Genomic DNA, 25,839 nt, shown 5'->3' with positions numbered 1-25,839 from the left:
ATCACTCACGCTTACGCTAGAGTTAGTTGACCTGCATAAAGTACAAAGGTACGAAGCATTAAAACGCCCGCCAAACTTAAGCAAGTCACAGCAAAAATGTAGACTCCAGTATGACGAACCGCTTTAGGGGTAAAAGCATTGAGCAGCAAAGGTAAAACCATACCGATACCAATCACGCCATACCAGAACCAACTCGCCCAGAACCCACTACCAATAGCATTCCACGCCGCTTGCTCGCTTTGACCACCAGCGAAGATCAAACCAGTGAAGAAGGTCACGAGAACGAACAGTTCAAACATCACCACTGGACGTTCGAAACCATGGATCCAAGAGATACTCGGGCCTTGAGGAGACTCTTTAAACACCAGAACCCCAAACAAAATGCAGGCTGCTGCACCTGAGGACAAGCTCGAGAACAAGAACAGTATTGGTAATACTGGGTTGTTCAACATTGGGAATGTGTTTAGCGCTGATAGTAGGAAACCGGTATACGCCGCAAGCAAGAGTGCTAGCACAGCCAAAAATATTTCTGTTGCGTTTTCAAGAGGTTCCAGTTTGCCAATGAGTTTCCCAACAAAATCTAAACGTCCTTTAAGCCAGCTCTGCTCACTCAGAAACAGCGTGATCTGATCCCTGAATATAATTCCGATCCATACAAACAAGATCGCCATGTAGACTTGGAATAGGATCACACCCATCGACATCACAGATGTTGGGTTATAGAAGATCATGATCTTCCAGAAAGAGAGTGGCTTCGTAAGGTGAAACACCAAAATAAGCAGACCCGAAATGATGCCAAATGGCGCAAGAAAAGCCGTTGCCTTCAACACTCCGTTCTTCGACGCATCACCTTCGATAACCTTCCTCTTGAGGTAGATAGAGATCATCACTGCACCCGCTGACATACCTGCTAAAAACAAGTAGATAGCGATAATCCAATCCCAGACCACTGTTCCAGATTGGAAAGCTGTATCCCATGCACTCATAATCAAATCTCCCCTTTCTGATGTGGTACTTTGTAAAGCTTAGGCTGCGTGCCTAAGTGCACTTTATCTCTGTAAACCACTTCGGATTTCAGCACTTGATTGATCTTACTGTTTGGATCATTAAGATCGCCGAATATCAGTGCTGTTGTTGGACAAGACTCCACGCAAGCAGGCAGTTTTCCTTGTGCTAAGTTCGTATCGCGACAGAAATTACACTTGTCGGCCGAACCGTCTTGTGGATTGAAAAAGCGTACTTGATAAGGGCAAGCCAGCAGACAATAGCCACAACCAACACACTTCTCTTTGTGTACGTCGACAATGCCAGTCTTCTCATCTTTATATGCCGCACCTGTTGGACACACCATGACACACGGTGCGTTGTCGCAGTGTTGGCAGGAGTTTCGTGTAAAGCGATAATCGACATCAGGGTATTCACCTTGTGGCTCGCTGCGCACAATTTCCAACCTTGAAACACCTTCAGGAACCTTATTCACTTCCCGACACGCTTCTGTACAGGCTGTACAACCGATACATGCGGTTTCATCGTGGATCATTCCATAGCGCTTATTGCCATCAGTCTGTACGCTAGCCAGTGTTTTTCTGCTAGTAACAACCGATGTGCCAGCGATCCCGGTTGTCACAATCACTGCACCGGCACCAGCTAAAAAGTTTCTTCTAGAGCAGCTCATAGATTACTCCTCCTCTTTCTTCTGGTTAAAGTCTGAGTGACAATCAACACACAGTTTGATCGTTTGTTTCTTATCTAAACTCAGAACCTTAGATTTATTGGCGTGTACATCGTGACAATTTGAACAAGTAAGGTTTTTCGCGTGAACGTCATGTGTCCAGTTATCTTCTTGTAAATATTCTGGTTTATGACAATCGGTGCATCCACTATTTGCTTGTAAGATCTTTTGAGGATCCAAAAATACCTTATTTGTTCCTTTTTGCGATTGTGCGGAGCGATATTTGATCACCTCTGGTGCCCCTTCTCGGTGATCCGGACTTATATTACTGTGACAATCTGTACAGTTAATTTCTCGTCCAACAATATTATGTGCATCTATACCATGTGAATCCAGTAATGTTTCTTTGGAATCTTTATGACATTGAACGCACTTATAATCTTTATCGCGAATTAATTCGACTGCATGCCTATTTGATTCCGTTGGCGTTATTTCAACGGATTCGGCAACAGCATGAATGGAATAACCATAGAGGCAGAATGCTAGAAGGGATTTAAGCATTATGACTATGGCCAATTTTATATTGCCCATTTTTCCTTTCCTTATATCGGATTTATTTAACTCTCAACTAAATAAAAATCCGATTAAACAAAAGTATCGTTAAACAGCACTATTACCGTCTAAATGATATCAATTCTTATTTTGGAAAAGCCACAACGCTTTCTACTAGTGAGGATATACCCCTAATGGGTTAAATTGAAATTTGCATTGATGATTATGTGAGCATAGTCACCACATTTAAATCATGGTTATATTCATAAGCTATTGTTCTTTAATGAGAATAATTCTTATACTTACCTACTCACATTGCCCCAGACTACCCCTTTAGGGTTATTACTGAACTAGCGTGATTCACATCACTAGTGATAATTGATCTAAAACAACAATGCCTCAACACGTAACAAAATGTGTTTGATTATGAATTAATATAAACAGGAATTCTCCAATTCTTAATTTGAAATAGCAAACTCACAACGCTTGGTATAAAAATCAGTATATTGGAGATATCACTGTGAAAAAGCACTGGATACGTAATTCCGTCACAGCCTTATTGCTGGTCAGCACTTCACTAGTAAGTGCAGCTTGCTTTGCTGCGTCAGAACAAAAAACAATTGGTGACCCTCGTAACGAGCAATTCGAGCAGAACCACCCTGACCAATACCACTCTTGGAAACAAACATCGGAGAGTGAACATATAGAAGATGCGTTACATGAAGACCCAAATATGGTGATCATGTGGGCGGGTTATGGTTTTGCAAAAGACTATAACAAGGCCAGAGGCCACTTTTATGCACTTGACGATGTCAGACAAACGCTTCGTACGGGCGCACCAATGGACGAAGGATCTGGCCCTATGCCAATGGCGTGTTGGAGCTGTAAGAGCCCAGATGTCGCTCGTGTTATCGAAGAGCGTGGCGAAGATGGTTACTTCGAAGGCAAATGGGCACGCCTAGGCGAAGAGATCGTCAACCCAATTGGCTGTGCAGACTGTCATGATACGCAAAGCGACGGCTTTAAAAACGGCGAACCCGCTTTGAAAATCACTCGACCTTATGTTGAGCGTGCATTCGAAGCGATTGGCAAGAAGTTTGATGAGCAGAGCCGCCTCGATCAACAAGCTTCTGTATGTGCGCAGTGCCACGTTGAATACTATTTCACCGGTCCAAACAAAAGCGTTAAATTCCCTTGGGATCAAGGCACAACCGTCGAAGAGATGGAGCGTTACTACGACGCTCTGAACTTCAAAGATTGGACACATAAAGTCTCTAAAGCGCCAATGCTAAAAGCACAGCATCCAGGCTATGAAACATGGCGTGAAGGCATCCATGGTAAGAACAAAGTGGTTTGTGTCGACTGCCACATGCCTAAAGTGACTAAGGAAGATGGAACTGTGTATACCGACCATAAAGTCGGAAACCCATTCGACCGCTTTGAAGACACTTGTGCAAACTGTCATACACAAAGCAAAGAGACCATGCAGAACATCGTTTCTAGCCGTAAAGCGCAAGTGCTTAACATGAAACTAACCGCAGAGAAGCAGATTGTGGCAGCACACTTTGAAGCGGGCGCAGCCTGGGATGCTGGTGCAACTGAAGATGAAATGCAACCTATCCTACAAGATATTCGTCATGCACAATGGCGTTGGGACTATGCGATTGCCTCTCACGGTGTACATATGCACGCTCCTGAAGTTGCACTAGAAGTGCTAGGAACAGCGGTTGATAGAGCAGCAGATGCACGTACTAAACTGGTTCGCCTGCTAGCGAAAAAAGGAATCACAGATCCTATCGAGATCCCAGATATCTCAACCAAAGCGGCTGCACAGAAAGCACTAGGCATGGATATGGATAAGATGAACGCTGATAAGAAGCATTTCTTAGATACTGTCGTTCCAAAATGGGATGAAGCGGCTGAAAAACGCGAAGCGGATTACGACTATTAATCGTGACAGCCAAGGGCGGTAATTTTAGCCAAAACCGTGAGTATCCATACTCACTATGATCAAAGGCTGCTTTTTAACGCCCTGAAATAGACGTCACCATCAAATCAAGCCACACTCTACGTGTGGCTTTCTTTTATCTTATTCACCCACTCGAGAGCCAATGGAGAACCGATGAAAACAACATTAGTCATCACCGCATTGTGTGTAAGTTTAACCTGTGGCATCGCTCAAGCCTCTGAGCGTGCAGAAACGGGATGGGAATGGATTGAGCAAGGCGCTTTGATTGTTGATGTAAGAACGCCTCAAGAATTCGCAGATGGTCATTTAGACAATGCGATTAACTATCCGCTCTCCGAGATAGAGCAGCATTTCGCACAACTCGACAAGGACACTCAAATCGTTCTTTACTGTCGTAGTGGAAATCGCTCAGGTCAAGCCTATCAATGGTTAGAGAAGCAAGGATTCACCAATTTGCATAACGCTGGTGGATTGGTAGAGATGCAGCAAAGTAAATAAGCTCTGGACTTTATTTGCCTTGATAGGAAAACAGAGTCTTTAAGCAAGATCGTTGGTTGATCCTAACAAGCTAATCAGTAGAAGGCGTTTTGCTACAGCATCTGCTTAGCTTGATTGATTGAGTGGATGATTGAAACCCTATCGAGCCCTTGCTGGTTCGAGTCTAACAGCTGAGTCCAAACCTCGATCGCTTGCTCATATCGCATGCTAATGAAGTGATCGCTCGCAATGAGCATTAATGCTGTACGATCGTTAGGATCAAGCTCCAACGATCGTTTAAGAACTGCATTAACCTCCTCTCCCATCGACTGCTTATTCACGTAGTATAACGCCGTAGCTTTTGCAGCAAACAGGCGTGCTACTGGCGTGCGCTCTAGCCGGATAGCGTAATCGTAGCTCGTTACGGCTGCTGCAAACTCCCCTTGCTCAAGGTAGACACTGCCGAGTTTAAACCACAGTTCTGCTTGGTTTGGATCTTGTTCAAGCTTGCTCTGCAGTTCACTTTGGTAGTTAGCGAAGGTAACGGGTTGTGACTCATAAGGGTCAGGTTGTGGCAGATCTTGTTTCATCAGATACCATAAAACCCCTGTCCCTAGAACAGCGAACACTGCCAAACTTAAATTAAGGCGTCGTGCCGTTTTGCTGCGACTACTCCTAAAGATCATCAAGACGATAAAGAGGCTCGTGAGTAGGATCGAGATCAACAACCAATTTTCCATGCATATCTCCTAGAGTAGAAGCCTTACTTTACCTCTTTCTTCAACAATATACTTTGATCGAGTTTACGAACTTTCCTGACTTTGGTGCTGAATTTGAAACATAAAAAACCGAGCACTAAGGCTCGGTTTTTATTCATAAAATCATGTTTAACGATAGATTTTATTCTGCGTCTTGCTCATCTGAAGATGCATCTGCAGCTGGCTGTTCAGCTGTCGCTTCTGGCGCTTCGCCTTCAACGACTTCTGCTTCTTCAACTTCGTCGATGCGCTGTAGACCAACAACATTCTCGTCTTCAGAAGTACGGATTAGCGTCACACCTTGCGTATTACGGCCAACTTGACTTACTTCCGCTACGCGAGTGCGTACTAATGTACCTGCGTCGGTGATCATCATCATCTCATCGCCTTCTTCAACTTGAACTGCGCCAACAACTGGGCCGTTACGTTCAGAGACTTTGATAGATACAACACCTTGAGTTGCACGACCCTTAGTTGGGTACTCCGCAAGCTCAGTACGCTTACCGTAACCATTTTGAGTCACAGTTAGAATGTCACCTTCGTTAGAAGGAACAATCAGCGACACAACTTGGTCATCTTCTGGTAGCTTCATACCGCGAACACCCGCCGCTGTACGACCCATCGGGCGAACTTTATCTTCGTTGAAACGAACCACTTTACCCGACTTCGAGAACAGCATGATATCGCTATCGCCGTTGGTGATGTCTACGCCAATTAGCGAATCATCGTCACGTAGGTTAACTGCGATTAGGCCGTTAGCACGTACGTTTGCGAACTGATCGAGTGATGTCTTCTTAACAGTACCGTCGCCAGTCGCCATGAAGATGAACTTATCTTCAGAGAACTCAGATACAGGTAGAATTGCCGTAATGCGCTCACCTTCCTCTAGAGGAAGAATGTTCACGATTGGCTTACCACGAGCAGTACGACTTGCTAGTGGTAGTTGGTAAACTTTCAGACGGTACGTCTTACCACGAGTAGAGAAACATAGGATGTTATCGTGAGTATTAGCAACAAGCAGACGCTCAATGTAATCCTCATCTTTCATCTTAGTCGCACTCTTACCTTTACCACCACGACGCTGTGCTTCGTAGTCGCTTAGGATTTGGTACTTAACGTAACCTTCGTGTGACAGTGTCACTACTACGTCTTCTTGAGCAATCAGCTCTTCCATGTCGATATCGTGGCTAGCTGCGGTGATCTCAGTGCGACGTGCGTCACCGTAAATATCGCGAACTGCTTCTAATTCTTCACGGATCACTTCCATTAGGCGCTCAGTGCTTGCAAGGATGTGCATTAGCTCAGCGATCTCATCAAGAAGTGCTTTGTATTCGTCTAGAATCTTCTCGTGCTCTAGACCGGTTAGACGGTGTAGACGAAGTTCTAGGATTGCTTGCGCTTGCGTTTCCGTTAGGAAGTACTGACCGTCACGGATGCCATATTGGTCTTCTAACCAATCTGGACGAGCCGCGTCAGTGCCTGCGCGCTCAAGCATTGAAGCAACATTACCTAGGTCCCAACCACGTGAAACTAGGCCAATTTTTGCTTCTGCTGGCGTTGGAGCGTTCTTGATAAGTTCAATAACTTCATCAATGTTTGCTAGAGCCAGAGATAACGCTTCTAAGATGTGTGCACGATCACGCGCTTTTCTTAGTTCGTAGATAGTACGACGAGTCACAACCTCACGGCGGTGGTCTACGAAGCACTTAAGCATGTCTTTCAGGTTGAACAACTGTGGTTGGCCATTGTTTAAAGCAACCATGTTGATACCGAAAGTTGTTTGCAGCTGAGTTTGTGCGTATAGGTTGTTTAGAACCACTTCGCCCACTGCATCACGCTTACATTCAATAACAATACGCATACCGTCTTTATCAGACTCGTCACGCAGTGCACTGATGCCTTCTACTTTCTTATCTTTAACCAGTTCAGCAATCTTCTCGATCAGACGTGCTTTGTTTACTTGGTAAGGGATCTCAGTAACGATAATGGTCTCTTTACCACTCTTCTCTACTTCGATGTCCGCTTTTGAACGCATGTAAATCTTGCCGCGACCTGTCTTGTAAGCATCGACGATGCCTTTACGACCGCTGATCAGCGCTGCTGTTGGGAAATCAGGACCAGGAATGTAGTCCATTAGCTCATCAATCGTGATCTCTTCATTATTGATGTAAGCCAAACAGCCATCAACAACTTCACCTAGGTTATGAGGTGGGATGTTGGTCGCCATACCTACTGCGATACCAGAAGCACCGTTTACCAATAGGTTAGGAATTTTCGTTGGTAGAACCGCTGGGATCTGTTCAGTACCATCATAGTTAGGTACGTAGTCCACCGTTTCTTTATCAAGGTCAGCCAAAAGCTCGTGGGCAATTTTCGCCATACGAACTTCGGTATAACGCATTGCAGCCGCGGAGTCGCCATCGATAGAACCAAAGTTACCTTGGCCATCAACTAGCATGTAACGCAGTGAGAACGGCTGAGCCATACGAACAATAGTGTCGTATACAGCGCTATCACCGTGCGGGTGATATTTACCGATTACATCACCTACTACACGAGCAGATTTTTTATATGGTTTGTTCCAATCATTACCAAGTACATTCATCGCGAATAGAACGCGGCGGTGTACTGGCTTTAGGCCATCACGCACATCAGGAAGGGCACGACCAACGATGACGGACATCGCGTAGTCTAGGTATGAACCTCTAAGCTCATCTTCAATATTTACGGGCGTGATCTCTTTCGCTAGATCGCTCATAGAGCCATTTTCCCTCTATAGTCAGATCGTATTTTTGAATACGTATAAGACCGAAAAATATAACACAAATTTACCTTGTGAGGCATCACTTTCCCTATCCTTTTATCATCTTGTGAGCCTAGTAGCCAATCAATTGATGAGAAATTGCACGTCACCATCATATCTTGCTGAAAGGTGGTTACTTTGCGTCCAACAAATGCGCAAAATTGTAGATCTTCTGGTCAGAGAAAAAAGCCAAGTTATAATGCTCTCAATTTCATGGATGCATTATTTAACTTGGAAATGCCGATTATGACCAAATCACAGAACGTCGACCCAGCAGAAATCAAAAAATTCGAAGACATGGCGTCACGCTGGTGGGATCTCGAAGGCGAGTTTAAGCCTCTTCACCAAATCAACCCTTTACGCCTAAATTACGTGCTAGAGAAAACAGAAGGCCTGTTCGGAAAGAAAGTTCTCGACGTGGGTTGTGGCGGCGGAATTCTCGCTGAGAGCATGGCAAAAGAAGGCGCAGTTGTTACTGGTTTAGATATGGGTAAAGAACCGCTCGAAGTGGCTCGTCTACACGCCTTAGAGACTGGCACCAAGCTTGAGTACATTCAAAGCACCATTGAAGATCATGCAGAGCAAAAACCACAAACATATGATGTGGTCACTTGTATGGAGATGCTTGAGCACGTGCCGGACCCACAATCGGTGATCACCGCTTGCTCTAAGTTAGTGAAGCCAAACGGCCACGTCTTCTTTTCAACATTAAACCGCAACTTTAAGTCGTACTTGTTTGCGATTGTTGGCGCAGAAAAGTTATTGAAGATCGTTCCTGAAGGGACTCACGAGCACGAAAAGTTCATTCGCCCTGCTGAACTTATCAAGATGATAGATAACACGCCTCTACAGGAATTAGGCATTACGGGCTTGCATTACAACCCATTGACGGATACCTACCGTTTGGGAAGTAACGTAGATGTTAACTACATTGTTCACACAAAGAATTTTGCGTAAATTCTACCAATAACCCCATAAAAAATAATTTAATTTAGACTAATGAAAAAGGTTGCAATTACCATAAGTTTGCGACTTTTTTCAGTCTAAATTTCGTGCTCTCGATTCCAATTTAACCATCTAGATTCAATTTTAACCTTTGAAAATCCGCCTCCTCTTTTAGCCAAAGATCAAGGAATTTTTTTTTATGAGCGCGCAAAATTAAACCATCATCGAAAAGCCAATTTTCTGCAATCAAGTGAGAGCTATCCTCATCAGTTAGTGGTTACTTACAGATTTTTTTCAATTCAGTAGTTATCCACAAGAACTCCCATTTCTTTGCCTTGAAAAATCTCCGGCCTAGCACTATCTTGTAACCCAACAAACAAATGACCCCTATATGTTGTGTTTGAACTACAATATATGGGTAGACCAAGATCACAAAGCCGACATGTAATTTACAAAAATTACACAGAAATAGACAAAAACACGGCTTTAATCAGTTTTGTTAGGGAAATTAAGCAGAATGAACCAACAACTTACTGTTACTAAGCGTAACGGTCGCAAAGAAACGATTGATCTAGAAAAGATCCACCGCGTGATCACATGGGCAGCAGAAGGCTTGCACAATGTTTCTGTATCACAAGTAGAATTGAAAGCTCACATTCAGTTTTACGATGGCATCACCACCTCTGACATCCATGAGACAATCATCAAGTCAGCTGCGGATCTGATCTCCGAAGAGACTCCTGATTACCAATACTTAGCTGCGCGCCTAGCTGTATTTCACCTACGTAAGAAAGCGTACGGTCAATACGAGCCGCCAGCACTATTTGACCACGTTGCAAAACTGGTTGATATGGGTAAGTACGATAGTCACCTTCTGGAAGACTACACGCCGGCAGAGTTTGCAGAGTTGGATCAATACATCGATCACAAACGCGACCTAGACTTCTCTTACGCAGCGGTTAAGCAGCTTGAAGGTAAATACTTCGTACAAAACCGTGTAACGAAAGAGATCTACGAAAGCGCTCAGTTCCTATACATCTTGGTTGCTGCTTGTCTATTCGCTAAGTATCCGAAAGAAACACGTCTTGATTACATCAAGCGCTTCTACGATGCAGCGTCGACATTTAAGATTTCCCTACCGACACCGATCATGTCTGGTGTACGTACTCCTACACGCCAATTCAGCTCTTGTGTACTGATTGAGTGTGGTGACAGCCTAGATTCAATTAACGCGACAGCAAGCTCAATCGTACGTTACGTTTCTCAGCGTGCAGGTATTGGCATCAACGCTGGTCGTATCCGTGCTCTAGGTTCAGAGATTCGTGGTGGTGAAGCATTCCACACTGGTTGTATCCCATTCTACAAATACTTCCAAACTGCGGTTAAGTGTTGTTCTCAAGGTGGCGTACGTGGCGGTGCAGCAACAGTATTCTACCCACTATGGCACGGTGAAGTTCAGTCTCTACTTGTACTGAAAAACAACCGTGGTGTAGAAGAGAACCGTGTTCGTCACATGGATTACGGTGTACAGCTGAACAAGCTTATGTACTCTCGTCTGGTTCAAGGCGGCAACATCAGCTTATTCTCACCATCTGACGTACCTGGCCTATACGATGCGTTCTTCGAAAACCAAGAGCGTTTTGAAGAGCTGTACGTTAAGTACGAAAACGATCCATCAATCAAGCGTGAAACAGTAAAAGCGGTAGAGCTATTCTCTCTACTAATGCAAGAGCGTGCTTCTACTGGCCGTATCTACATTCAAAACGTAGACCACTGTAACACTCACAGCCCATTTGATGCGGAAGTAGCACCTGTTCGCCAGTCAAACCTATGTCTTGAAATCGCGCTCCCAACCAAGCCGCTAACAAACGTAGAAGACGACGAAGGTGAGATTGCACTATGTACGCTTTCTGCATTCAACCTTGGCGCAATTGATTCTCTTGATGACCTAGCAGAACTGTCTGACCTAGTGGTTCGTGCACTTGATGCACTTCTTGACTACCAAGATTACCCACTACCAGCGGCTTACAAGTCAACAATGAACCGTCGTACTCTGGGTGTTGGTGTTATCAACTACGCATATTACCTAGCGAAAAACGGTGTTAAGTACTCAGATGGCAGTGCAAACGGTCTAACTCACCGTACATTCGAAGCTATCCAATACCACCTATTGAAAGCGTCGGTAGAGCTTGCGAAAGAACAAGGTAAGTGTCCTTCGTTCCACGAAACGAACTACGCGAAAGGCCTACTGCCAATCGACACTTACAAGAAAGACGTTGATCTAGTATGTGAAGAACCGCTTCACTACGACTGGGATGCACTACGTGCAGAGATCGTTGAACACGGCCTACGTAACTCAACACTAACAGCGCTAATGCCTTCTGAGACATCTTCTCAGATCTCTAACGCGACAAACGGTATTGAGCCACCACGTGGTTTCGTTTCTGTAAAAGCATCGAAAGACGGTATTTTGAAGCAGGTTGTGCCTGATTTCCTAAACCTGAAAGACAACTACGAGCTACTTTGGAACATCGGTTCTAACGACGGTTACCTGCACCTAGTGGGTATCATGCAGAAGTTTGTAGACCAAGCGATTTCAGCAAACACTAACTATGATCCAAACGTATACGAAAGCGGTAAAGTACCAATGAAGAAACTTCTTCAAGACCTACTGACTGCATACAAATACGGTGTGAAGACGCTTTACTACCATAACACTCGTGATGGTGCGAAAGATGAACAGGGCGCAGTGGCACAAGAAGATGATTGTGCAGGCGGCGGTTGTAAGATCTAAGCACAAGTAACAAACATAAGAACCCAGAGAAGCCTTCTTCTCTGGGTCTAAAGCATTAACGAGGCCTGTTATATAGGTCTGGAAAGGATTTGAGGCATTCATGGCTTACAGTACTTTTACCCAAACAAAAAATGACCAACTAAAAGAACCTATGTTCCTTGGTCAATCTGTAAACGTTGCGCGTTACGACCAACAGAAATTTGAAATCTTCGAAAAGCTTATCGAGAAGCAACTGTCTTTCTTCTGGCGTCCAGAAGAAGTTGACGTATCTAGCGACCGTATCGACTACAACAAGCTACCAGAGCACGAGAAGCACATCTTCATTTCAAACCTGAAGTACCAAACGCTTCTTGACTCAATTCAAGGCCGTAGCCCGAACGTAGCGCTACTTCCACTGGTATCACTACCAGAAGTAGAAACTTGGATTGAGACTTGGTCTTTCTCTGAAACTATCCACTCTCGCTCATACACGCACATCATCCGTAACATCGTGAATGATCCAGGCGTTGTGTTCGACGACATCGTTGAAAACGAACACATCCTAGCGCGTGCGAAAGACATCGCACACTACTACGATGAGCTAATCAAGTTGACTTCTGACTACCACCGTTACGGTGAAGGTACACACAACATCAACGGCGAAGAGATCAAAGTATCGCTATACGAGCTGAAGAAGAAGCTGTACCTATGTCTAATGTCTGTTAATGCTCTAGAAGCTATCCGTTTCTACGTAAGTTTTGCATGTTCATTTGCGTTTGCAGAGCGTGAGCTAATGGAAGGTAATGCGAAAATCATCAAGCTAATCGCTCGTGATGAAGCACTTCACCTAACTGGTACTCAGCACATGATTAACCTGCTACGTAACGGTCAAGATGACTTCTCATTCATGCAGATTGCCGAAGAGTGTAAGCAAGAGTGTTTTGACCTATTTAAAGATGCGGCAGAGCAAGAGAAAGAGTGGGCAGAATACTTATTCAAAGATGGCTCTATGATCGGTCTAAACAAAGACATCCTTTGCCAATACGTTGAGTACATTACGAACATTCGTATGCAGGCGGTTGGTCTAGGCACAGCTTACCCAGAAGCAACGTCTAACCCTATCCCGTGGATCAACGCTTGGTTGTCTTCTGATAACGTTCAAGTAGCGCCACAGGAAGCAGAAATTTCATCTTACCTAGTTGGTCAAATCGACAACGAAGTAAGTGCTGATGACTTCGAAGGTTTCGAACTGTAATGCCAACACTGAAGATCAACAAACTCATCACGATTGAATCTAACCCATCTAACACTCTGTTAGAGACGATGGAGCAGGCAGGACTTGAACCTGAGTATAACTGCCGAGATGGTCACTGTGGTGCTTGTCGCTGCACGTTGGACTCAGGTGAAGTCGAGTACGTTGGTTTTGCTATGGCTTACACACAAAGCAACGAGATTCTGCCTTGTATTTGTAAAGCCAAAACAGAGTTGTCATTGAGCAACGTGATTCATCGCAACAAGCAAAAACGCGCTTAGCAGTGAAATAGTTCGATAAAGACATCAAAACACAAAGGGCCCGATAATTAATATTATCGGGCCCTTTTTCATATATTGATTCTAACGTTACAAGCCTGTTGTCATAAAACAGAATTAGGAATGAACAGCTCTTTGATGCGCTTAAGCGAAGTGAACTGACCAAACATAGGTTTATTTTCTAAGTGTCTTCGTAGCATGTCCGCTGCAACTGTTTTTATCACGGTTCTGGCGTCTTCTCTGCTATATGAACGATGAAACTCAAACACTTGCCCCCACTCACCTGCTGGCGTCGATAACGCTACACTGAAGGTCTTATCTTCAAGTTTACCAGTCACAAGAGCGAGCTCCGTGGCACACTTCTCTCTTGTCGCTCCGGCTAAGGCCAATGTTGCAGCCAAAGGATCGCTTTTATCAATCTCGCTGCCTTTACTCTCCGCCATTACCCAAGAGTGGCCAAAACAGTTTTCAAGGTTTTCGTCGGACTGTAACCAAGCAGATAAAGCCCCCTTAGTCGACACTTCTGACACCGATAAGGTTTGTTTTTTTTCGCTCAACAAATGCCCCAAATGCTCAACCATTGGCTCGTCTACACTAACTACATTGCCTTCCAGCAGCTTATAAACCATCTGAAGCAGTTTTACACGCACCTCAAGGCTCGCTTTAGGCCCGAATAGCTTCACTTCGATAAAGGGTAAGTAAGAACGGTAACCTAATTCGTACCCTTCTGGCAGCTTGAGTTGATCTAGAATATCCGAGATACCGGATTCAGAGAGTCCGAAGGTGTAGAGCCTGCTACATTCAAAAGCACTGATTTCTGGGTAGCTTCGCGATAGGTCTGGTAGGATTTGGTCCTTCACCATCTTTTTAAACTCACTCGGAACACCAGGAGTGAAGTAGAAAGTCGCGTCATTAATTTTAAGTTTGAAACCGCAAGCCGTGCCAACAGGGTTATCGACGATCTGTGAACTTTCAGGCAGCATTGCTTGTTTGAGGTTACTGTCTGGCATTTTAGCGCCACGCGCAGCGAACATGCTCTCCATACGCTGTAACCAATCAGGAAAAAGAACCAATTTTTGATCAGTTGCGCTCGCAGCAGCAGCGGCACTCATGTCGTCCGTCGTTGGCCCTAATCCACCATTAACAATGACCACATCGTAGTTAAAGCTCAGCATCAAAAGCTCTTCCACCAGCGCACCCATTTGGTCACCGACAGTGGAACGTTTTGCCAATGCAAAGCCGTGTTGATAGAACTCAGCAGACATCCAAGCGGCATTCGTGTCTACAATGTCTCCGTGAAGAACTTCTTCACCTGTACTTAACATTGCGATTTTGGTCATATTTTTATCCCTTGTTGTCATGTTGAGACGCGGCATTATTTGTAAAGTGGTCTATCTTCAATGTTTAGGCATTCAAGTCATTTCACAAGTATTAATGATGTGAAATTTAAGATTATTTTTAAGTATGTTCACAATTATTAGTTCCAAAAATCAGACAATTAATGGATAATTGTGACTCTGCTCAACTTATCATTTTTCATGGAGACCCTTGTGGCCAAATCCCCGTTATTAACAAAGGTTACTGCTGCATTTTCAATACTAATGTCAGCAAATTCGGTTGCAAACCAATACGACTTTGACCAACCATTCAACCTTTCATACTCGGATGATTGCGCACAAGAGTACTGCGTAAATGATAACTTGTATACCTACAAACCTAATACCAATTACGCGCTGAGTGAACCAAGCGACGAGTACGATTTCAGTATCCAACAGCCGATGTATCTTACCGTAAGCGACGAGAAAGATTGGGATTACCTGATGGGCCAAACCTACACTATTCTTGGTCTTAGTGTTGCAACTGTAGGTTTAATGACGTTTTTACCAGAATCCATTACCAAGTGGGATGATGACCAGCGTGACTTAAGTAAGCTTGGTCAAAAGTGGAAAGATAACGTCTCTGATGGCCCAGTATGGGACCGAGACGAGCACTTCTTGAACTACATAATGCACCCGTATTTCGGCGGCGTTTACTATACTGCGGCTCGCCATGCAGGTTACAACGAGTTTGAATCGTTCATGTATTCATGGACTATGTCAACCTTCTTCTGGGAGTACGGTGTAGAAGCGTTTGCAGAAATCCCATCTTGGCAAGACCTTTTCATCACTCCCTTTTTCGGCGCCGTTGTCGGTGAGCTTATGCTAGAAGCTGAGCAGGACATCGTAATGAGTGGCGGCGAAGTGATGGGCTCTAAAACCGTTGGTGATGTCTCTCTGTTCTTCTTGAACCCTGTTGGTCATATTCATTACTGGGTAAGTGATGCTTGGGGTGGTGATGCCGAAGTCAATCTGAACACCAACCCTTGGTGGGGTAACCAAGATGCCGCTAAATTTGCATACGATGCTGGTGCAGCATACGACTCGCAATTTGTCGGCATGAACTTCAAAGTGACCTTCTAAGTCACTCATTAAATGCAAATCTTTCTAAAAGGCGACTTACGAGTCGCTTTTTTTGTGCCCCAGTCTTCATTAACTTGATTCGCGCCGCGGCTTATTTTTAAAAATTGACGCAGGTCAAATATTGTTCTAATCCAGCATCTAAACTGTAAGTAAGACAGATTATCTCGTTATTTCAAACGCTTATTAATAGCGTTCAATTGAATCTTTGGGGGCTGATATGAATAGCACATTTATCGTTAACTTTATTGGTAAAGCATCACCTGCAACCATCAAACAACTCGCTGCAGTCACTCATGAAAACGGGGGTAAGTGGCTGATTAGTAAAGTGAATTTCATTGAGGATCAAGTCGCCGGTGTTATCAAAATAGAGCTCCCTGCAATGAATGAGTCCACGGTCAAAGAGGCGTTTAGCGCCAATGTAGACTTAATCGTCCAATTTGTTGATGCCGACCACTCTCCGCAAGCTCAAGATACGATCCACCATCTACGTTTAGATTCGAACGATCGCGCCGGTATCGTCAACGAAGTCACTCACGTGTTAGATGGCCAAGGCATTACAATTCTCGATATGGACTGTCACCGAGTGTTTATCGCAGGTGGCGGAGGTGTCAGTTCAAGTCTGTTTACCGCCAAAATTGCTGTAAAACTTCCTCTTGAAGTACCAATCCAAGACGTAGCAAACGAACTTGAGACACTGAGCGAAGACACACGCGTTATGATTGAGAGTTGATTCACTTTCTCCTCCGGTGAAGCAAACCATCGGAGGAGCAAAACCTTCCCCCTTCTTCCACTCCATCCTATAAACCACTTTGGCTTCTTACATTACTTACAAATTTTATGTATAAATTCTACTTAAATCATAATTTTAGCTAGTGAAACAGGATTATCGGATTGCATTTTTTGTTACCATACGGCTACTTTCATTAACTTAGTCACTTAGGTTCATACATGGATAGAAACAAGCCGAGTTGGCCTCTTAATGCCGTCTCAGTAATCCTTCTAACTTCACTTTTTACAGGCTGTCAAAGTGGCCATGAAGATAGTGGTGATTCAACAACACCAACCGACCCTACCGATCCGACTGAACCTCAAGTCGTGGAAATAAGCATCCCTAGCTCAGTAACTTTTTCAGAGCCAAGTTCAGGTTCAGCTACTGAGTACATTACTGTTACTCTCTCAAGTGCCTTAGCCAACGACTTGACCCTATCGATTAACACGAGCGATCTGACTACCCGTTCAACGGGCACATTTAAAAATTACGAGCCACTATCGGCGCAAACTATTGTAATTACTGCGGGCGTAACACAGGCATCTTTACCACTAGATGTAATCCATAATAACTTGTACGAAAGCAACAAAATTTTAACCTATACGATTTCGGCTGATTCAAGCGATAATTATCAAATTGGTAATTCCCAAGCTTCGGTTGCAATCTCTGACAGTGATACAGAACCAACCATTAGTTTCAGAGATGCTAGTAAAGCCGTTTTGGAGGGAGATAATGCCCAAAGCTATATAGACCTCAGCAATTATTCGTACGAAGATGTAACGGTTACTCTTGAACAAACAGGTATTGCTTCTGCAGATGATTTTACAAGTAACCTAAACTCTCTAACCATCACAATACCTGCTGAAAAGTTAAGTCACCTAGTGCAAGTTACAGCTTTACAAGATGGCTTAAGTGAAGGCGGAGAGTCTGTTACCTATACAATGGCGAGTAGTGGAAACACTACAATTGATAGTTCCAACAACACTCTGTCCTTCTATATCCCAGGTGATAAGCAGATTAATGATACTGGATTTGCTACCTATTCAGATGGCGTAGATCATACTCGAACCTCTGCCCCAGAGCGCTACAAAAATCAAGATGCTGATTACGGACTAGATACGGCAAGTGAAAATGTCCACTCCGATGGTGAACACGGGTTTAAGTTCACTAAGCTTGACTACAGTGGCAATATGCTTCCAAACGATGCATTAGAGTGGGCGTGTGTTCGAGATGAACGCACGGGAATTTACATTGAAGCCAAACAGGCCCCGATCACTTTGCCTTCTCAGGCTGATATTGATACTTGGCTAGAAGCCTATGCTGATGACCCAGATAATAACGCTTATCCGTGGACTAGCGAGTCAGGAGCCTGGAGAAGCTCGGAATATAGATACACTTGGTATGACTCCAATTCAACATCAAACGCTAATGCACCAGGTCATAAAAATGATGAGTTATTAGCAGATGGGCCTATATCATCGATGTGTGCATACTCGACAGAATCAAGCGGTAATCGACGCTGTGACACAGAAGGCTACATAGCTAACCTCAACAGCTTTTCTGTATGCGGAATTAATACGTGGAGATTACCGTCTCCCGCAGAAGCTCGATCTATTGTTAACTACAGTGTAGGAGCTGAAGATCCTACTACCAAGAACTACTTCCCATTTATGAAAGGTGACGATGTAGGCAACTCAGCTACCACTATTTATACACACTCAAGTTCCGCAGCCGGTACGGGCAGTGCTTGGTGTATGGACGTTCCAACAGGGCAAGTTAAGTTGTGTAATAAGGGAACGTATCAAGGTGTAATCGCGGTGAGTGGAGGCATAGAATAATGAAACTAAAGTACTTTTTTATAGCTACGCTGATAGCTTCAAGTTCGAGTTTTGCTCAACAATGTGTAGAGAATCAACCTAATTCGCAAGCGGATGGGCAATTTATAGATCGCAAAGATGGGACTGTTTTAGATGTTTCAACTAACCTGCTTTGGCAAAAGTGTAATGTTGGAGAAACATACGTTCCAGATACCAATACTTGTAGCGGTAAGCCAACGAGCGTTACAACCTGGAGTTCAGCGTTGATGAATGAGAACGTTGGGGTTGATGATTTTAGACTACCGAATATCAAAGAGCTTGGGTCAATTGTTGATTATCAATGTGCTAAACCATCCATCAACTTAGATTTCTTTCCGAGCACTATAAACGTACCTTATTGGACTAATACCCCAGATGCACACAATGTTAACGCTGATTATGCTGGTCTAGTGATTGACTTTGCGGAAGGGCAAGAGGTTACAGTAAATTCTAGCGGATTTATGCTGTTACGACTGGTTAAAGACTTCAACTAAGCTTCCAATTAACCCTTATACAAAAAGAGCAACCCATCGGTTGCTCTATTTATTTCAATCTATTTTATAGACCACTGCGATAATGAACGCTTAAAGTCCGAATAATCGAATTCGTTTAGCTTCTGTACTTCGCCACTTGAGCGCTCACAGTAGACTGAAGGCATACGTAAACCGTTAAACCAGTTTAGCTTCACCATTGTATAGCCAGCACTGTCTAAGATGTGCAGACGCTGACCAATCTCTAGCGGCTCATCAAAACTTGCTTCACAGAACTGATCGCCTGCCAGACAAGAACAAGAGCCAATGACGTAGTCATGCTTGCCACTCTCTGACGCTTCCAAGATAGATGCTGGCTCGTCATAGATAAGCGTATCTAAGCGGTGCGCTTCGGTTGCAGAGTCAACGATTGCAGTCTTCTTTACATTCTCTACGATGTCGACCACAGTCACCACAAGATCGGTTGTCTTAGTGATGATCGCCTCACCGGGTTCCAGGTACATTTGAACGCCGTGCTTCTCAGAAAATGCTTTTAGTGCAGCACCTAGCTTTTCAATGTCATAACCTGGCCAGGTAAAGAAGACTCCGCCGCCCATGCTCACCCAGTCTAGCTTATCAAGGTATTCACCGAACTGATCAGAAATTGAATCTAGCAAGCCGATAAACGCATCCACATCTTTGTTTTCACAGTTCATGTGGAACATCACACCATCAATATCTTCAAAGATTTCTGGTTTGATGTGGTCTGCTTGAACGCCTAGACGAGAAAACTTACGCGCTGGGTTAGCCAAGTCTTGACCTGCGTAGCTGACACCCGGGTTCAAACGAAGACCAATTGACGCTTTCCCTTCGATAATGTGGCGGTAAGCCGCTAACTGAGACTGCGAGTTGAAGATCATCTTGTCACAGATGTCCGCTACTTCACGTACATCATCTTCGCTGTAGCCCACACTGTATGCATGAGTTTCGCCACCAAAAGTCTCGTGGCCAAGTTTTACTTCGAACGGGCCAGAGCTTGTCGTGCCATCTAGGTAAGGCTTAATGATGTCAAATACGCCCCACGTAGAGAAGCATTTCAAGGCCAATACCAATTTAACGCCAGACAACTCTTTAAGCTGTTTTGCTTTCTCTAGATTCTCAATCAACTTATCTTCGTTGATCATAAAATATGGGGTTTTAAGTTCTTCTTTCTTAAATGTCATTTTCTATACGCGCTCAAGCAGCATCTAAAGATGGAAAGGTAAATTAAACAAGTTTGGTGTGATTTATTTTGATTTTGTCCTGTTCGAACGTAGTGAGTTACAAAATCAAAATAAATGATACCAAAGCTTTAAAGAGATCATCATCGAAAAGGGAACAATCCATGTCCCCTTTAATTAGCAATCAAAACAAGAAGCTGATTCTTATTTTTTCAGCTCGTGAATCACAGGAAGACCTTGGCCAGCTTCAAGCTCTTGAACATGCCAATCTAGACCAATACTCGGCATAGTTTCCAGGAATGGGTCTGGGTTTAGCTGTTCCATGTTGAACACACCTTTGTCTGCCCACTCACCACGGAAGAACTGCAGGGCAGCTGTGATTGCTGGCACACCAGTTGTGTAAGAGATCGCTTGGTGCTCTACATCTTCGTATGCCACTTCGTGGTCTGCGTTGTTGTAGATGAAAACGCTGCGCTCTTTACCGTCTTTCTTACCTTGTACCCATGTACCGATACAAGTTAGACCTGTGTAGCCCGGTGCAAGTGATGTTGGATCTGGTAGCAGTGCTTTAAGGACGTGCAGAGGTTGAACCACAGTTCCATCGTGCAGCGTTAGTGGATCTGGGCTCAGGAGGCCGATATCACGCATGCAGTTGAAGTAGTTTAGGTACTTGTCGCCAAAGCCCATCCAGAACTCAATGCGTTTCGCTGGGATGAACTCTTTCATTGAACGAACTTCATCGTGTGCCATTGAATAAACTTTATGAGAACCACAGTTCGGGAAGTCAAACTCTAGCATACGAGAGTGACATGGAACCTGTTTCCACTCTTCGTTTTCCCAGTAGAAAGAATCGCCTTGAATCTCAAGCATGTTTGTCTCTGGATCAAAGTTAGTTGCGAACTTCTTACCGTGGTCGCCAGCATTAACGTCCATGACATCGATAGTATCGATCTCATCGAACAGGTGCTTAACCGCGTAAGCAGCAAATACTGAAACCACACCTGGATCGAATCCAGCACCAAGAATACCTGTGATGCCCGCTTCTGCGAACTTCTCACGGTAACCCCACTGCCAATCGTAAGCTTGAGGAACCTGCTGACCTTCAGAACATAGGTCAACCGCTACTGACGTATCTAGGTAAGATACTTTTGCTTGGTAACACGCTTCCATGATCGCCATGTTTACCCATGGGGGACCTGCGTTGATCACTAGATCAGGCTGAACTTCTTTGATTAGAGCAACAAGTGCATCAACGTCATCTGCGTTTACAGCGCGAGCTTCTAGTTTCTTAGTTGAATCTTTAAGGTTGTTTTTACCTTTGATCGATTCGATGATCTTTTCACATTTCGCGATAGTACGAGATGCGATAGTAATGTCACCCAGAACGTCGTTGTTTTGTGCCGCTTTATGTGCAACAACCCAACCTACGCCACCTGCACCAATTTGTAGAATTGCCATAATATTTATTACCCTTGTTGTTCTGCTAGCTCAGCCGCTAGATTATGAATTTTTGTAATTAGAGATTCGAAGTCTGCCATGTCTAAACATGGATTTAGGATGGTGAACTTCAACGCGCTCTTACCATCGACCATAGTTTCGCCCAGTACAGCGACTCCACGAGTCAGAGCCTCTAACCTTAATGTTTGGTTAAACGTGTTTAAATCCGTGACATTGCTATTAATCGCTCTAAACAGCACTGTCGATAATGCTGGTTCGGCTAATAGCTCAAAACCTTCGTGGTTTTGAATTAGATCGGAAACCTGAAGTGTTTGTGCCAACAGGTGGTCATACATCTCACCCAATTGTGCCTGCCCTACGCTCTGCATTGTCATAAAGACTTTGAGCGCATCAAAACGCTTGGTCGTTGCAATCGACTTATCAACCAAGTTTGGCAGTTCATCGTGCTCTCGGTTCAAGTAGTCCGCATGATGCAATAAGAACTGGAAGTTTTGCTTATCTTTCAGCAACAGCGCGCCACAGCTGATCGTTTGATAGAACAGCTTATGGAAATCAACACTGACAGAATCCGCTTTCTCAATGCCTTTAAGGCGTGATTTATGGCTGCTGAGGATCAAAGCACCACCGTAAGCACTGTCGACATGGAACCACAACTCTTGCTGCTGAGCGATCTGCGCAATCGACTCTAAGTCATCAATCGCACCGTGATCGGTTGTACCTGCCGTGCCCACAACTGCGAACGGAATCAGGCCTTCATCTTTCAGTTCCTTAATCGCTTTTTCTAACAATTCGGTTTTGATGGTGCCATTGCTGTTGGTATTAACACAGCACACCGAATTTTCACCAAGTCCCAACAAAGAAGCCGATTTCTGGACAGTGAAGTGCGACTTTTTAGAGCATAAAATACGTAATTTTTTTGCGTACTCTGGAAGACCCAATTTTTGAATAGAGTGACTATCGATTTTGTTCGCGATCCAGTCGCGTGCCAATAGCAGCCCCATTAAATTGCTTTGGGTTCCACCACTTGTGAAAATGCCATCGCTCTTCTCACCAAGATCGTACTTGCCGCACATCCAGTCGATCACTTTCTGCTCAACATAGGTAGCCGCAGACGCTTGATCCCAGGAGTCCATTGATTGATTAAGTGCCGCAATCATAGACTCAGCAGCAACCGATGCCATCAATGGTGGTGTGTGAAGATGTGCAATACAATCAGGATGTTGCACAAAGATAGAGTTCTTCGCAACTAGGTCAGCCGTGTCTTCTACCACGTCAACTAACGAACCTTGAACGTTATCAAGATCGACTGCGTTAATAGCCGCTTCCAGTATTTTAGGCTCTAAGCCAGAGTATGGGGCATCAACTTGTTCAAACACCGACTTCATTGCTTGAGTGGTTTGATTAAGAACCTTTTCAAACTCGTCGCTGCCACCTACGCCTGTATGGATGAAGTGTTTCTTCCATTCGCTGTTTGCACTGCCAGCTTCAACATGGCTACCACCTGCAGCAAGAATCGCTTCTTCCATCACGCGAAGGGCAAAATCAATCTGTTCGAAGCTGATGATCATTGGAGGAAGGAAACGAATAACAGAGCCTTCACGTCCACCTTTTTCAACCATCAAGCCGCGCTCAAGAGCTGCTCGCTGGATTTTCAGAGTCAGATCGCCGTCAGCAACGGGCTCACCAAAACGGTTCTTCTCACCGTTAGGGCTTTGAATCTCAACACCTAACATCAAGCCTTTACCACGAACTTCAGCAATACAATCAACACGTTGTTGTAGCTTTTCTAAACCGTGGCGAAGATATTGACCCGCGATATTCGCATGTTCAACAAGGTTGTCTCGCTCAATAATCTCTAGTGCTTTCGCACCTGACACCATTGCCAATTGGTTGCCACGGAAAGTGCCGGTATGCTCACCCGCTTTCCAAGTATCAATACTCTTATCGAAAACCAACAGTGACATTGGTAGGCCGCCGCCTATCGCTTTAGAAAGACATAGGATATCTGGATTAATGCCTGACTCTTCAAATGCAAAGCGGTGGCCTGTTTTGCCCACACCGCACTGGATTTCATCAAAAATCAGTAGGATGCCGTGCTCATCACAGATGCGTCGTAAACCACGTAACCAAGATGCAGGCGCTGGAATAACACCACCCTCACCTTGCACTGGCTCAACAATCATCGCGGCAGGCTTCATAATACCCGCTTCGTCATCGGCTAATAGACGTTCAATGTAACGAAGACTTGCTTGCGCACCTTGCTCACCGCCAAGACCAAATGGGCAACGAAGGTTGTATGGGAATGGCATAAAGTGCACATCAGACATCAGGCCACTACGACGCGCTTTCGTGCCTAAGTTACCCATCATGCCCATAGTACCGTTGGTCATCCCGTGGTATGCGCCACGGAAAGCAAACATAGTATTACGACCGGTAGTCTGTTTGGCTAACTTAATAGCAGCTTCAACCGCATCAGCACCCGATGGACCACAGAATTGAATCACTGAATTTTCAGCAAAGTCTTGTGGTAAGAATCCTTTAACGCGATTGATAAAGGTCTCTTTCGCCTGAGTTGTGATATCTAGAGTTTGATACGGTAGACCTGAATCCAACTGAGCTTTTAATGCTTGGTTGATCTCTGGATGGTTGTAACCTAGCGCTAACGTCCCAGCTCCTGCAAGACAGTCTAGGAAGATTTGTCCGCGAGTATCTTCCACCAGAGCACCATAGGCGCGTTTTATTGCAATCGGTAGACGTCTTGGGTAAGAACGAACTGCCGATTCGTTTTGCTCTTGTTCAAGCAAAATAGCGTCTGGTGTAAGATCATAAGTGCCTTCAACGACTGGAACTGAAGTTGAAAACGAGTGTGCGATAGTATTTGTATCGACTTCAAAGGCGGTAGTCATAAAAAATCCCTTGAATGTATTCATACTCCCTCCTAACAGCACATTGCTAGAAGCGAGGTATAGTTGTACGCCCGTGCAAGTCAAATGACAAACACGACCAAGCGCCGCCTAACGGCAGCAAAATTTACTTAGCGTAAAATCAAGGTTCAGTAATACTACTGTTTTGAAGGATCGGGCAAAGGTGAAGCACCGGCCCAATTGGATGTGAAAAGCTGATTCGCAGTGTTGTGTTAAGTGAGTTCAATGTTGGGTTTCCCATTAACATGGCACCAAGCGCCATAAGTATCCCGTCTATCAGTTAAAGAACTAACTGATACCTACCCTACGCAGTGTCACAATCAGCCTGAATGGTCACTGCGCGTATCCCCCAGAAGCAATCGTTGTCCATTCCGAGATTGGGCGGGAAAGTAACATAGTTTCTAACACACTAGCAATAGTTTTTAATATTAGGACTATAAATACGAGGTATAGGTAAACTCGTCGCGAAACGGAATAGATCCCCGGCTCGCTCGATCCTCACAACCGAGGATGACGAAAATAACTCCCAGTCGACCGTCATTCTCTAGAGCGAGGGACGAGTTCATAGGGAATCTCATAGAGCCTAAGACTGCATATTATGTTAAAGGACTAACCAGAAAGGACGTAACGAGTGATTAGACAGAAGATCCCCGACTCGTTCGTTCCTCACGATCGAGGATGACGAAGATAACTCCCAGTCAACCGTCACTCCCTAGAGCGAGGAACGAGTTCATTGGGACTCTCATGGAACCTAAGACTGCATCCTATGTTAAAGGACTAACCAGAAAGGCGTAACGAGTGATTATACCAATCGTAGTAAATAACTGATCATCCTAGCTTGTTAAAACGCTTGATAACTGCGTTAGAATTTTTGATTGTAGAATAACTACTTACCAAAAAATTCTGCCTTGTTCTTAAGTCTTTTCCCGGCGCTATTTTTGACCACTTATTTACTGTGATTGGTATTAGACAGAAGATCCCCTGTCAGCCGTCATTCCCTAGAACGAGGAACGAGTTCATAGGGAATCTAAAACAGCACGTGAATTTTCAAACATCCGAATACAAAGAAGCCCGAACATTTCGGTCGGCCTTTACGATGTTCTAGATGCAAAAAAGCTCATCATTTCTGATGAGCCTTTCTTAATTTGGAACGACGCGGCCGGCTAGGTACACGGGGGGACTCGTGACCTACTTTTTAGATAAC

19 protein-coding genes are annotated in these 25,839 nt (G+C 44.4%); 10 read left to right on the top strand and 9 right to left on the bottom strand.

Annotation, left to right across the window (positions count from 1 at the left end; genetic code table 11):
• Positions 1 to 11 precede the first annotated feature (11 nt).
• Genes nrfD through nrfB form a run of 3 tightly spaced genes read right to left on the bottom strand, consistent with a single transcriptional unit; the run spans position 12 to position 2,263 of the window.
• Positions 12 to 986 (bottom strand): cytochrome c nitrite reductase subunit NrfD, encoded by a 975-nt coding sequence (gene nrfD, locus vsple_RS05880; protein WP_032549277.1) that lies wholly within the window; start codon positions 984 to 986, stop codon positions 12 to 14.
• A 2-nt stretch (positions 987 to 988) separates the two neighbouring features.
• A complete protein-coding gene (gene nrfC / locus vsple_RS05875) occupies positions 989 to 1,675 on the bottom strand; it encodes a cytochrome c nitrite reductase Fe-S protein (protein ID WP_261882950.1) in 687 nt (228 codons plus the stop codon).
• A gap of 3 nt (positions 1,676 to 1,678) precedes the next feature.
• Positions 1,679 to 2,263, bottom strand: a complete 585-nt coding sequence (nrfB, locus tag vsple_RS05870) for a cytochrome c nitrite reductase pentaheme subunit (protein ID WP_261882949.1) — start codon at positions 2,261 to 2,263, stop codon at positions 1,679 to 1,681.
• Between the two features lie 481 nt (positions 2,264 to 2,744).
• On the opposite strand from nrfB, the gene nrfA reads away from it, so the two are divergent.
• Both nrfA and vsple_RS05860 read left to right on the top strand, forming a co-directional pair.
• Positions 2,745 to 4,175 (top strand): ammonia-forming nitrite reductase cytochrome c552 subunit, encoded by a 1,431-nt coding sequence (gene nrfA / locus vsple_RS05865; protein ID WP_261882948.1) that lies wholly within the window; start codon positions 2,745 to 2,747, stop codon positions 4,173 to 4,175.
• Positions 4,176 to 4,346: 171 nt separating this feature from the next.
• Entirely contained in the window at positions 4,347 to 4,691 is a 345-nt protein-coding gene (locus tag vsple_RS05860; RefSeq protein ID WP_261882947.1) for a rhodanese-like domain-containing protein, read from the top strand.
• Between the two features lie 92 nt (positions 4,692 to 4,783).
• Here the strand turns inward: vsple_RS05860 and vsple_RS05855 are convergent, their stop codons facing one another.
• Both vsple_RS05855 and gyrA read right to left on the bottom strand, forming a co-directional pair.
• Positions 4,784 to 5,410: a TPR domain-containing protein gene (locus vsple_RS05855; protein ID WP_261882946.1), complete on the bottom strand. Its 627-nt coding sequence runs from the start codon at positions 5,408 to 5,410 to the stop codon at positions 4,784 to 4,786.
• A gap of 160 nt (positions 5,411 to 5,570) precedes the next feature.
• On the bottom strand, positions 5,571 to 8,186 hold the full coding sequence (gene gyrA, locus vsple_RS05850; protein WP_261882945.1) for a DNA gyrase subunit A: 2,616 nt from the start codon (positions 8,184 to 8,186) through the stop codon (positions 5,571 to 5,573).
• Positions 8,187 to 8,444: 258 nt separating this feature from the next.
• Between gyrA and ubiG the strand changes: the two genes are divergently transcribed.
• From ubiG to yfaE, 4 genes are all read left to right on the top strand, one after another.
• Positions 8,445 to 9,188: a bifunctional 2-polyprenyl-6-hydroxyphenol methylase/3-demethylubiquinol 3-O-methyltransferase UbiG gene (gene ubiG, locus vsple_RS05845; protein WP_261882944.1), complete on the top strand. Its 744-nt coding sequence runs from the start codon at positions 8,445 to 8,447 to the stop codon at positions 9,186 to 9,188.
• Positions 9,189 to 9,693: 505 nt separating this feature from the next.
• The gene (gene nrdA / locus vsple_RS05840; protein WP_261882943.1) at positions 9,694 to 11,970 is read left to right on the top strand and encodes a class 1a ribonucleoside-diphosphate reductase subunit alpha; all 2,277 of its coding nucleotides are present in this window, start codon (positions 9,694 to 9,696) and stop codon (positions 11,968 to 11,970) included.
• A gap of 100 nt (positions 11,971 to 12,070) precedes the next feature.
• The gene (gene nrdB, locus vsple_RS05835; protein WP_032549288.1) at positions 12,071 to 13,204 is read left to right on the top strand and encodes a class Ia ribonucleoside-diphosphate reductase subunit beta; all 1,134 of its coding nucleotides are present in this window, start codon (positions 12,071 to 12,073) and stop codon (positions 13,202 to 13,204) included.
• Positions 13,204 to 13,482 carry a class I ribonucleotide reductase maintenance protein YfaE gene (yfaE, locus tag vsple_RS05830; protein ID WP_150872047.1) on the top strand — a complete coding sequence of 93 codons (279 nt, stop codon included), beginning with the start codon at positions 13,204 to 13,206 and terminating at the stop codon, positions 13,480 to 13,482. Before nrdB ends, yfaE begins: the two co-directional genes overlap by 1 nt.
• A gap of 101 nt (positions 13,483 to 13,583) precedes the next feature.
• Here yfaE and vsple_RS05825 read toward each other — a convergent pair whose 3' ends face one another.
• Positions 13,584 to 14,819, bottom strand: coding sequence for a CinA family nicotinamide mononucleotide deamidase-related protein (locus vsple_RS05825; RefSeq protein ID WP_261882942.1), 1,236 nt, complete (start codon positions 14,817 to 14,819; stop codon positions 13,584 to 13,586).
• Between the two features lie 210 nt (positions 14,820 to 15,029).
• On the opposite strand from vsple_RS05825, the gene vsple_RS05820 reads away from it, so the two are divergent.
• From vsple_RS05820 to vsple_RS05805, 4 genes are all read left to right on the top strand, one after another.
• The gene (locus tag vsple_RS05820) at positions 15,030 to 15,938 is read left to right on the top strand and encodes a DUF3943 domain-containing protein (protein WP_261882941.1); all 909 of its coding nucleotides are present in this window, start codon (positions 15,030 to 15,032) and stop codon (positions 15,936 to 15,938) included.
• A gap of 217 nt (positions 15,939 to 16,155) precedes the next feature.
• The gene (locus vsple_RS05815) at positions 16,156 to 16,668 is read left to right on the top strand and encodes a glycine cleavage system transcriptional repressor (protein WP_261882940.1); all 513 of its coding nucleotides are present in this window, start codon (positions 16,156 to 16,158) and stop codon (positions 16,666 to 16,668) included.
• 218 nt (positions 16,669 to 16,886) lie between these two features.
• Positions 16,887 to 18,545, top strand: coding sequence for a DUF1566 domain-containing protein (locus tag vsple_RS05810; RefSeq protein ID WP_261882939.1), 1,659 nt, complete (start codon positions 16,887 to 16,889; stop codon positions 18,543 to 18,545).
• Positions 18,545 to 19,057: an Lcl C-terminal domain-containing protein gene (locus vsple_RS05805; RefSeq protein ID WP_255230924.1), complete on the top strand. Its 513-nt coding sequence runs from the start codon at positions 18,545 to 18,547 to the stop codon at positions 19,055 to 19,057. Before vsple_RS05810 ends, vsple_RS05805 begins: the two co-directional genes overlap by 1 nt.
• 59 nt (positions 19,058 to 19,116) lie before the next feature.
• Here vsple_RS05805 and nspC read toward each other — a convergent pair whose 3' ends face one another.
• The 3 genes from nspC to vsple_RS05790 form a co-directional block, all read right to left on the bottom strand.
• Positions 19,117 to 20,256 (bottom strand): carboxynorspermidine decarboxylase, encoded by a 1,140-nt coding sequence (nspC, locus tag vsple_RS05800; protein WP_261882938.1) that lies wholly within the window; start codon positions 20,254 to 20,256, stop codon positions 19,117 to 19,119.
• Positions 20,257 to 20,457: 201 nt separating this feature from the next.
• A complete protein-coding gene (locus vsple_RS05795; RefSeq protein WP_261882937.1) occupies positions 20,458 to 21,711 on the bottom strand; it encodes a carboxynorspermidine synthase in 1,254 nt (417 codons plus the stop codon).
• An 8-nt stretch (positions 21,712 to 21,719) separates the two neighbouring features.
• Positions 21,720 to 24,617, bottom strand: coding sequence for a pyridoxal phosphate-dependent class III aminotransferase (locus vsple_RS05790; protein ID WP_420833797.1), 2,898 nt, complete (start codon positions 24,615 to 24,617; stop codon positions 21,720 to 21,722).
• Positions 24,618 to 25,839 lie beyond the last annotated feature (1,222 nt).

Source organism: Vibrio pelagius (assembly GCF_024347575.1).
Taxonomy (GTDB): domain Bacteria; phylum Pseudomonadota; class Gammaproteobacteria; order Enterobacterales; family Vibrionaceae; genus Vibrio; species Vibrio pelagius.
The sequence above is the reverse complement of the archived record's forward strand: the minus strand, read 5'-3'. Positions and strand labels throughout refer to the sequence as shown.